Raw genomic sequence first — 10,009 nt, forward strand, 5'->3', positions numbered from 1 at the left:
TGCGCACCCAGCCCCCACCGGGCCCGCACTGTGCACACCGTCCCAAGGCCCCCGTCTTTTGTCTTTTCAGGGGCGCGGGGAACTGCGCGACCAGCTACAGGCGGCCCGCAGGCGAGGGCGGCCAGGGCCCCGGGTCGGCGCTCGCCGTGGTGTGGCGGAGTAGATCATTCCCTCTGTGGCGAAAATGTGATGGCGCGTGAACTACTCGTGTATTGCCGCAGGTTGACAGCGTTCGGGCGGGACATCCACCATGTGGTCTCACTGTGACTCATGTGACCGATGAGCCCGGTGATTCTTCGACCACTCACCCCGGTACGGCCGGCCGCCGTGTGCTGCCCTGCTGCCGTCACCCGGGTCCTGCACACCCAAGATGGGATCCGCATGTCCATAGCGAGACGTGTCACCCTGCGACGCCTGCTGGGGACGGGCGCCGCGGCGCTCACCCTGTGTGCGGCCACCGCCACCGGGGCCTGGGCCACCGGTACACCCGGTGGTGACGGCTGGAAGTCCGGCGACGGCTACCAGCCCGGCACGGGCGCGGGGACGAAGACCGAGACCGATCGCTGCCAGTTCTCCCTCGACGGGACCAGCTTCCACGACTCGGTGAAGGTCGACGACCAGAACCTCAGGCCCACCGACGACGGCAAGGTCCACATCAAGGTCCGTACCGCCGGCGACGCCACCACCTGCACCGCCTCGCTCGCCGCGTACCTCACGCACGGAGCCACCTTCAACACCTCCGGCCTGCAGGTCTTCCACGACTTCGACACCGTGACGGTCAAGCCGGGTGCCACCGACACTCTCGACATCGCGGTGCCGGACGCGGGCTGCTACGCGCAGATCGACCTGTACCGCGGCGCCGTCAGGTTCGACGGCCGCTTCGACGCGAACGACGGTTTCGAGCACGGCGACCTGCCCAAGGGCCCGGACCGCCCGGTCATCAAGGACAAGCTGATCGCCGCGTGGAACGGCGGTACGAAGGACTGCACGCAACAGCCGTCCGAAACCCCGGGAACCCCGACCCCGACGGCCTCCGAGCCCGCCCAGCCGCCGACACCGACCGCTCCGGCGACCGAGTCGACCCCGCCCGCCTCCGAGACGCCGTCGAGCCCGACCCCCTCCCAGTCCGAGTCGTCCACCCCGCCGGCCGCGCCGACGCCCAACGGCTCCAACCCGCCGCTCGCCGAGACGGGTGGCAGCAGTGCCACCATGCCGCTCGCGGCCGGCGCCGCGGTGCTCCTCGCGGGCGGTGGCGCGATCATCGTGGCCACCCGCCGCCGTCGCGCGGCCAAGACCGGTTCCTGATCCCGCGGTTCCGTAGTACGTCCGCCCCGGCGATGTCTCCCACGAGGCCGCCGGGGCGTTCGCCGCCACCGCGGCTTCCCCGTCACTTCGGGGTTCCTCCCTTACCTCGCGCTCAGTACCTGACCAAATAGTGGGTACTTGTGGCGAGTTGGGCGTCCTATCAGCATGGTCCGTATGACAAATGACCTTGAGAATACGCCTGTTGACACCGAGAAGACCTCCGTCGCCGTGCTCGGCCTGGGTGCCATGGGGCACGCCCTCGCCGCCGCGTTTCTGAAGGCCGGACACCCGACCGTCGTGTGGAACCGTTCCGTGGGCAAGGGGGAGGAACTCGTCGCCCAGGGCGCCGTGCGGGCGGCGAGTGCGGGCGAGGCCGTGCGGGCGGCGGACCTGGTCGTCGTCTGCGTGGTCGACTACGACGCGGCCCAGGCCGTACTCGACTCAGCCGCTGATGAGCTGCCGGGGCGGGTGCTGGTCAACCTCACCTCCGACACCCCTGAGCGTTCCCGTGTCACCGCTGCCTGGGCGGGGGAGCGCGGGATCGACTATCTCGACGGTTCGATCATGGTGCCGATCCTGATGATCGGGCAGCCGGAGGCGCTGATCTTCTACAGCGGGCCTCGGGCGGCATACGAGAAGTACGAGGCGGTGCTGAAGGCGATGGGCGGGAAGGCCGCTTACCTCGGTGAGGACCAAGCCCTGGCCGCCGTCTACGACTTGGCGCTGCTGGACTTCTTCTACTCGTCGATCGCCGGTCTGGTGCATGCGTTCGCACTCGCCGCCGCCGACGGGGTACGCGCGGCGGACATCGCTCCCTACCTGGACACCATTGCCGCCATCCTGTCGCCCACCGCCGACATCGGGCGGGACATCGACGCGGGCAGCTATCCGGGCGAGGGCGCCAACCTCGGCACGATGGCGGCCGGCGTGAGCCACGTCCTGGAGTGGGCCCAGCACCGTGGCCTCGACGTCGGCACCCTCCGCTCGGTCAAGGAGGTCGCGGACAAGGCCGTCGACCGGGGATATGCCGCCGACGGCTGGGCGAGCACCGTCGAGGTCGTACGGGGAGGATGAACGGCAGCTGCGTGAAGTCGCCCTTTGGGGACATGGTCGGCGCAGTTCCTTTGGCCTGCTCCCGGTGCATGGCCGGTGGTCCCGCCCCGCCCCGTCGTCTCTCGCCGCGCAGGCCGCTGGGGTCGCCGTCCGGCTGAGCTGATACGTAAGTGCCGGGGTTCTGTCCGCTTCGCGTTCCGATCCGCTGGCGCTCAGGGGCGGGAGGCGTGCGGGCCGGCGGCCGCGTCCAGCAGGGCGACTTCGGGCAGTGTCAGTTCCAGGTCTGCGGCTGCCGCCGAGTCCCGTATCGTCTGCGGGCGGCTTGCGCCGGGGATCGGGATGATCGTCGGCGAGTGTGCCAACAGCCAGGCCAGGCAGATCTGTTGGCGGCTCGCGCCTCTGGCTCGGGCCACCGTGTGGAAGGCGGTGAATTCTGAGCCCGCCCCGTTCTCTTCGCCCTCCATCCGCGACGGTCCGTCCAGTGAGCTTCGGGATATGCCGCCCAGCGGGCTCCACGGCAGGAAGGCGATGTCGAGCTCGGCGCAGAGCCGCAGTTCGGGTTCGCTGTCGCGGACGGCGGGCGAGTACCGGTTCTGCACCGAGACGAGCCGGTTCCCGAGGATGCGGTGTGCCACGCGGATCTGGTCGGTGTCCGTGTTGGAGATGCCGGCGAAGCGGATCTTGCCCTCGTCGAGGAGTTCGCGCAGGGCGCCCACCGAGTCCTCGAAGGGGACGGCGGGGTCGGGCTTGTGGAGCTGGTAGAGGCCGATCGTCTCCACTCCGAGCCGCTTGAGCGAGGCCTCCGCCGCCGACTTCAGATGGCGGGGAGAGCCCGTCACCGTCCAGCTGCCGTCGGCCGGTCTGCCGCGGCCGCCCTTGGTGGCCACCAGGACGTCGGCCGTGTCGCCGCCGTACGTCGCGAGGGCGCGGGCCACCAGGCGCTCGTTGTGGCCGGGTCCGTCGCCGGGCAGGTGGTACGAGTCCGCCGTGTCCAGGAGTGTGACGCCCGCGTCCAGGGCGGCGTGCACGGTGGCCAGGGCCCGCGCCTCGTCGGGACGGCCCTCGATGGAGAGTGGCATCGCACCGAGTCCGATCGCGCTCACGCGAAGACTCCGGGACGGACCAAGTGTGCGGTAGCGCATGTCAGTTGGTTCTTTCGGCAGTTTTGGGTTGCTGTGTCGCGAGCGTCTCGGTCACGGCTCGCGGAAGCCATTGCCGTGCCTCGCCGAAGGTGAAACCGAGCCGGGTGGCCCGCCCGTTGTCCATCCCGTACGAGCGTGTGAAGGCGAATGGCGAGACGCCTCCGACCTCGACGGTCCGGAACGTCGGCTTACCGGCCGGGATGTGGGCGATCAGCGCCTCGCACAACTCCTCGGTGGAGAGCGTCCCGTGGGACGCGGCGTTCACCGGCCCGGTGAATTCCTGACCCGCCGCCCACGCGAGGAAGTCGGCGATCTCCTCGACGTGGATGTACGTGGCGGGGTGGTTCACGGGCGGTACGCGGATCGGCTCGCCCGTGCGGATCCGCTCGGTGTAGTGAGTGAGCCGGCCCGTGAAGTCGTCGGCTCCGCCCAGCACATGGGCCACGCGTACGGCCACGTACGGAAACCCGGGCTCGGCCGCGAAGACCGCCTCGGCCTGCCGCTTGCCCTCGCCGTAGTGGGTGTCGAGGAACTCCAGGTCGTCCCAGGGGAGTTCGAGATCGACGGTGACCGTACGAGGGTTCACGGCGTCCTCCCGTACGAGCTCCGCCGAGTCCTCGTACTCGTACACCTCGACCGTCGAGGTCATGATGTACCGCCGGGTGCGTTCCCCGAAAACCCTTCGGGCGATCTCCGCCTGCCTCGGCGTGTAGCAGACCTGGTCGATGACGACGTCGAAAGCCCGTGAGCCGAGTGCCTGGTCGAGGGACTTCTCGTCATCGCGGTCGGCGATGAGATGAATTGCCCCCGTGGGTGGCGGTGACGAGCCGCGATTGATGACGGTTACCCGGTCCCCCGCGGCAATCAGCCTGGCTGTCAGGCGCTTACCGAAATACCGGCTTCCGCCGATGACACATACCTCGCGCACAGCGCCTCTCCCGTAATCCCATTCATCGCGGTCCCGCTCTGTGGTCATAATTCTCCCGGCGTAGGAGTGCGGTCTGAAGGGGGAGTCATGGGAGATCCGGTCGGGGCACCGAAAGAACCACGGCATCTGCGAGCCGCCGCCAACGAAACGTCGGCGGCCACGTCGGTGGCCTTCGACGCGCTGGACCGGCAGATCCTGGAGCTGCTGCAGAGCGACGGCCGGATCAAGCTCAGCGAGCTGGGGCGGCGGGTCCGGCTGTCCCCGGCGGCGGTCGCCGAACGCGTGCGCCGGCTGGAGTCCGCCGGCGCCGTCACCGGCTACGGAGCCCATGTCTCGCCGGCCCGCCTCGGCTACGGCATCCAGGCCTTCATCCGGGTCAACCCGCACGGCGGCTACACCCTGAAGCACCCCAGGACCCTGGAGCTCCTCGCCCGGCCCGAGGTCGTCGAGGTCCACCACGTGGTCGGCGAGGACTGCTGGATGCTCAAGGTCGCGGTCATGGACACCGTCCATCTGGAGGATGTTCTGGAGCAGACCTCGGCCCTCGGCCGTACGACGACCTCGATCGTCCTGTCCTCGCCGGTGGAGCGGAAGCCGCTGTTGCCGCCGGCGTCGTCCTGACGGCGGGCGTTGCCTTGACGTCGGGGTCAAGGACTACGTTCGTACGCATGCGAATCGGCGAGCTGGCGGCGCGGGCCGGGACCACCACGCGGACTCTCAGGTACTACGAGTCGCGGGGGCTGTTGCCCGCGCGGCGTGGGAGCAACGGGTACCGGACGTACGACGAGGACGATCTGAAGCTGCTGCGGCAGATCAGGACGCTGCAGGACTTCGGGTTCGAGCTGGAGGAGACCCGGCCCTTCGTGGAGTGTCTGCGGGCCGGGCACCCGGAGGGCGACTCCTGCCCGGCCTCGCTCGCCGTGTACCGGCGCAAGCTGGGTGAACTGGACTCGCTGATCGGGGAGTTGCAGGGCGTACGGGCGCAGGTCGGCGAGCAGTTGGCGCGGGCCATGGGGGTCCCCCCGCTTGAGCGAAGCCGAGAGTGGGGGAGGGCGATGGGCGAGCTGGCGGCCGAGGCGGAGGTTCCGGGAGGCCCGGAACCCGTATGCGAACTGGGAGGGCGGACGCGGTGATCAAGGCAGCGGGTGTGGCCGAAGTGACGGACGACAGCTTCGAGGCGGAGGTGATCGGGGCGGAGCTGCCCGTGCTGGTGGAGTTCACGGCCGACTGGTGCCCGCCGTGCCGGCAGATCGCGCCGGTGCTGAGCGCGATCGCCGCCGAGGAGGGCGAGCGGCTCAAGGTGGTGCAGCTGGACGTGGACACGAATCCGGAGACCACGAACGCGTACGGGGTGCTGTCCATGCCCACGCTCATGGTGTTCCGCGACGGGCAGCCGGTGAAGTCCATGGTGGGCGCCCGTCCCAAGCGGCGGCTGCTGGCGGAACTGGACGACGTGCTGGACGTTCGGTAAGCCACCGGCCCACAAGAAATCCCCCGCAGGCAATTGCCTGCGGGGGATTTCTTTGCGTATATTGAATGGTTCGCGACTTCAAGGGAATTGGGTCGCGGAGAAGTTCACTGGACACAGTATATCCGGCCGGGAGCGGAATTGTCAAACAGGGGATCGCACACAGAATTCACCGACGATGAATTGCGGCATGAGCAGGAATTCATCGACGGGCTGTACGCACGCGTGGACGCCCTGCGCGGCGTCACGGAGGCATCCGTCGTGGACGCGCTCGGCCAGGGCAACACGCCCATGCAGGCGCGTCTCGAACGGGACGTCCTCGTCGCCGAGCGCTCGGGCCTGCTCGCCGCGCTGAACGCGGTCGACGGCTCGCTCTGCTTCGGCCGTATCGACCTGGACACCGGACTCACCCACCACATCGGCCGTATCGGCATCCGCGCCGACGACGCCGAGCACACCCCGATGCTGATCGACTGGCGGGCCCCGGTCGCCCGCCCCTTCTACCTGGCCACCGGCCACACGCCGATGGGCCTGCGCCGCCGCCGGCACATCACCACCGAGGGCCGGGACGTCACGGCCCTGCACGACGAGATCCTCGACCTGGGGGACGAGCGGCGCACGGGGTACGAGGACCCGACCGGCGACGCCGTACTGCTCGCCGCCCTCAACTCCGCGCGTACCGGCCGCATGGGCGACATCGTGCAGACCATCCAGGCCGAGCAGGACCGCATCATCCGCGCACCGCACCGCGGGGTGCTGGTGGTGGAGGGTGGTCCGGGTACGGGCAAGACGGCCGTCGCCCTGCACCGGGCCGCGTATCTCCTCTACGAACACCGGGAGTTGCTCGCCAAGCGGGCCGTCCTGATCGTCGGCCCGAACCCGGCGTTCCTCGGCTACATCGGCGAGGTGCTGCCCTCGCTCGGTGAGACCGGTGTGCTGCTCGCGACCGTCGGTGAACTGTTCCCCGGCGTGAAGGCGACCGCGTCCGACAGCCCCGAGGCCGCCGCCGTGAAGGGCCGCGCCGACATGGCCGAGGTCCTCGCCGCCGTCGTACGCGACCGCCAGGCCCTGCCCGACCCGGTGATCGCCATCGAGCACGACCGGGACATCCTGATGCTCGACGACGGTCTCGTACGCGTCGCCCGCGAGCGCACCCGGGAGGCGAAGCTGCCGCACAACGTCGCCCGTGAGCACTTCGAGGGCCACATCCTCAACACCCTCACCGAGATGCTCGCCGAGCGCATCGGTACCGATCCCTTCGACGGTACGAACCTGCTCGACCCCAGCGACATCACCCAGATCCGCGACGAGCTGGCCGAGAACCCCGAAGTCTGGGCAGCCATCGACCAGTTGTGGCCGCGGGTGACTCCGCGGCGGCTCCTCGCGGACTTCCTCGCCGAGCCCGACGCCTACCTCTGCGAGGCCGACGCGGATGCCGTCCGCCGTCCCGTGACGCGCGCCTGGACCACCGCCGACGTTCCCCTCCTCGACGAGGCCGCCGAACTCCTCGGCGTGGACGACCGGGTGCTCAGGGCGGCCGCCGAGAAGGAACGCAATCAGCAAGTCGCGTACGCGCAGGGCGTGTTGGACGTCTCGTACGCCTCCCGTACGTACGAGTTCGAGGACAAGGACGACGAGGACGCGGAGGTCCTCTCCGCGCACGACATCATCGACGCCGAGCGGATGGCCGAGCGCCACGAGGAGGACGACCACCGCAGCGCCGCCGAACGGGCCGCCGCCGACCGCACCTGGGCGTTCGGCCACATCATCGTCGACGAGGCGCAGGAGTTGTCGCCGATGGCGTGGCGGCTGCTGATGCGCCGCAGCCCCACGCGGTCGATGACGCTGGTCGGCGATCCCGCGCAGACGGCGGAGGCGGCGGGTGTCGGCTCCTGGTCGGAGATCCTTGAGCCGTACGTGGAGGACCGCTGGGAGCACACCCGCCTCGCGGTCAACTACCGCACACCGTCCGAGATCATGGACCTGGCGGCGGCGGTCCCGCGTGCCGAGAACCCGGACTTCGAGCCGCCGAGCTCGGTCCGTTCGACGGGCGTACGTCCCTGGGTGCGCGAGACGGCCGACCTGCCCGGCGCCGTGGCGAAGGCCGTCGCGGAACTGGCCCCCGCCGAGGGCCGGCTCGCGGTGATCGCGCCGCGCGATCTGCACGAGGCGCTGGCCGCGCGGCTGGACGGCGTCACGGCGGGCGAGGAGCCCGACCTGACCCGTGCGGTCACGCTCCTCGACCCCCGCCAGGCCAAGGGTCTTGAGTTCGACGCGGTCCTCGTGGTCGAGCCGTCCCGCTACGGCACGAGCGACCTGTACGTCGCCCTGACCCGGGCCACGCAGACCCTGGGCATCGTGCACTCGGGGGAGCTGCCGAAGGCGCTGGCGCAGGCGTCCTGAAAGCCGAGGATCCGGGTCCACGGGCAGCGGGCCCGGCTCTCTCGGCATTACGCCGAGTAACCGACGAATCCTCCCTGGTTATCACCAAGTCGTAACGGTTATTGTCGTGGTCACAGCTTGTGTACGTCCGATGCGGTAAGCGTGGTCGACATGGAACCTCATCCGTTCGGCGCGGACCCGGCCGAGAGCCTGCCGCTCGAATCGCTGTCCGTCGAGCCCCTGCTGACATCGGAGTTCGACGCCGACCCGGGCAGTGTGTACGGGAGGCTGCGGCGTACGTACGGTCCGGTGGCGCCGGTCGGTCTGCTGGGTGTGCCGGTGTGGCTGGTCCTCGACTACCGGGAGGTTCTGGAGGTCCTGCGCAACGAGAGCCAGTGGCGGCGGGACATCCGGTACTGGCGGGCCCGGGCGGAGGGGCGGCTGCCGCGGGAGTGGCCGCTGCTCGCCGGGTACGAGGTCCGGCAGATGATGTTCATGGACGACGAGGAGCACCTGTCGGCGCGGGGGACCTACCACGCCGCCCTCGGGCCGTTCCAGGACTCGCACACCCCGCAGGGCTGGGAGCTGCGGTCGGCCGTCGTGGCGTACGCGGACGAGCTGATCGCCATGCTGGCCGCGGAGTCCGGTTCCGCCGGGTTCGCCGATCTGGCCGCCCAGTACACCCGGCCGCTGCTGCTGATGGTCACCACCCGGCTCTTCGGATGCCCCGTCGAACTCGGGGACGAGCTGGTCATGGACCTGTGGCGGATGCTGGACGGCGGGCCGGACGCGGGGCCCGCGACGGGCCGGGCGCTGGCCGCGATGACCCGGCTGGCCGCCCACCGGCGGGCGCTGCCCGGTGACGACCTCACCTCCTACATGCTGCTGGCCGATCCCACGCTCTCCGACGAACAGCTGGGCCGTGAGCTGTTCATGAACGCCGTCTATCTCACCGACATCACCGGCAACATGGTCTGCAACACGCTCCTGGAGGTGCTGCGAGGCAACGCCACGGTCCGGCGCAGCCTGTCGGCCGGTCTGATCGGCGAGACCGTCAACCGGGCCGCGCTCGCCAACACACCGGTCGCCAACATGTGCTTCCGCTTCGCGGCCCGTGACGTACAACTGGGCAACTTCCGGATCCGGGCCGGCGACATCGTCTCCCCCTCCTCCGCCGCCGCGCACCAGGACCTCATGGCCATCGGGTCCCATCTCGTCGACTCCACCGTCAGTACGCGGGCGCATCTGGGGTGGGGGGCCGGGCCGCACCAATGTCCCACCGCGGCCCGCGAGTTGGCCGGCACCATCGTGACCACCGCCGTGGGCCGCATCTTCGAACACTTCGCCAAGGTCGAACTCACCCTGCCGCCGGACCAGTTGCCCTGGCGGTCCGGGCCCGTGGTGCGGGGGCTGCGGTTGCTTCCCGTGCGGTACGAGCTGAGCGGGAGCAGTCCGGCGCGGCGGCCCGCGCCGGGGCGGACGTTCGGGAGTTCGGGCGGGGTCGTTCCGTCCGGCACCGGCGCGCGGCATTCCGACCGGCATGAGTGGAGCCTGCTGGCGTCGTTGCGGCGGCTGATGTTCGGCGGGCGGAAGGGGGCCTGAGGTTTTCCTCGCCCCCGCCGCCCCTACCCGTCCCGTCCCTGGGGGCTGCGCCCCCAGACCCCCTTTCGGCCTGAACGGCCTCGTCCTCAAACGCCGGACGGGCTGGAGGGGCCTGGACTGGGCTGGAAG

9 protein-coding genes are annotated in these 10,009 nt (G+C 70.1%); 7 read left to right on the forward strand and 2 right to left on the reverse strand.

Annotated features, from left to right (window positions below):
- The first annotated feature begins 381 nt into the window (after positions 1 to 381).
- Positions 382 to 1,305, forward strand: coding sequence for an LAETG motif-containing sortase-dependent surface protein (locus AB0I18_RS50545; protein WP_363112624.1), 924 nt, complete (start codon positions 382 to 384; stop codon positions 1,303 to 1,305).
- Between the two features lie 174 nt (positions 1,306 to 1,479).
- Complete coding sequence (locus AB0I18_RS50550; RefSeq protein ID WP_363112625.1) at positions 1,480 to 2,379, forward strand: NAD(P)-binding domain-containing protein; 900 nt, start codon at positions 1,480 to 1,482, stop codon at positions 2,377 to 2,379.
- Between the two features lie 191 nt (positions 2,380 to 2,570).
- On the opposite strand, the gene AB0I18_RS50555 is transcribed toward AB0I18_RS50550, so the two are convergent.
- Both AB0I18_RS50555 and AB0I18_RS50560 read right to left on the reverse strand, forming a co-directional pair.
- Positions 2,571 to 3,500: an aldo/keto reductase gene (locus tag AB0I18_RS50555; protein ID WP_363112626.1), complete on the reverse strand. Its 930-nt coding sequence runs from the start codon at positions 3,498 to 3,500 to the stop codon at positions 2,571 to 2,573.
- Between the two features lies 1 nt (position 3,501).
- The gene (locus tag AB0I18_RS50560) at positions 3,502 to 4,476 is read right to left on the reverse strand and encodes an NAD-dependent epimerase/dehydratase family protein (protein ID WP_363112627.1); all 975 of its coding nucleotides are present in this window, start codon (positions 4,474 to 4,476) and stop codon (positions 3,502 to 3,504) included.
- 39 nt (positions 4,477 to 4,515) lie between these two features.
- On the opposite strand from AB0I18_RS50560, the gene AB0I18_RS50565 reads away from it, so the two are divergent.
- The 5 genes from AB0I18_RS50565 (at position 4,516) to AB0I18_RS50585 (ending at position 9,880) form a co-directional block, all read left to right on the forward strand.
- Positions 4,516 to 5,049, forward strand: a complete 534-nt coding sequence (locus tag AB0I18_RS50565; RefSeq protein WP_363112628.1) for an Lrp/AsnC family transcriptional regulator — start codon at positions 4,516 to 4,518, stop codon at positions 5,047 to 5,049.
- A gap of 47 nt (positions 5,050 to 5,096) precedes the next feature.
- The gene (locus AB0I18_RS50570; protein ID WP_363112629.1) at positions 5,097 to 5,561 is read left to right on the forward strand and encodes a MerR family transcriptional regulator; all 465 of its coding nucleotides are present in this window, start codon (positions 5,097 to 5,099) and stop codon (positions 5,559 to 5,561) included.
- The gene (gene trxA / locus AB0I18_RS50575; RefSeq protein WP_363112630.1) at positions 5,558 to 5,899 is read left to right on the forward strand and encodes a thioredoxin; all 342 of its coding nucleotides are present in this window, start codon (positions 5,558 to 5,560) and stop codon (positions 5,897 to 5,899) included. The genes AB0I18_RS50570 and trxA overlap by 4 nt, the downstream gene beginning before the upstream one ends.
- A gap of 120 nt (positions 5,900 to 6,019) precedes the next feature.
- Positions 6,020 to 8,299, forward strand: a complete 2,280-nt coding sequence (locus AB0I18_RS50580) for a UvrD-helicase domain-containing protein (RefSeq protein ID WP_363112632.1) — start codon at positions 6,020 to 6,022, stop codon at positions 8,297 to 8,299.
- Between the two features lie 150 nt (positions 8,300 to 8,449).
- Positions 8,450 to 9,880, forward strand: a complete 1,431-nt coding sequence (locus tag AB0I18_RS50585; protein ID WP_363112631.1) for a cytochrome — start codon at positions 8,450 to 8,452, stop codon at positions 9,878 to 9,880.
- Positions 9,881 to 10,009 lie beyond the last annotated feature (129 nt).

Source organism: Streptomyces sp. NPDC050704, assembly GCF_040654355.1.
In the GTDB taxonomy this organism is placed as follows: Bacteria; Actinomycetota; Actinomycetes; order Streptomycetales; family Streptomycetaceae; genus Streptomyces.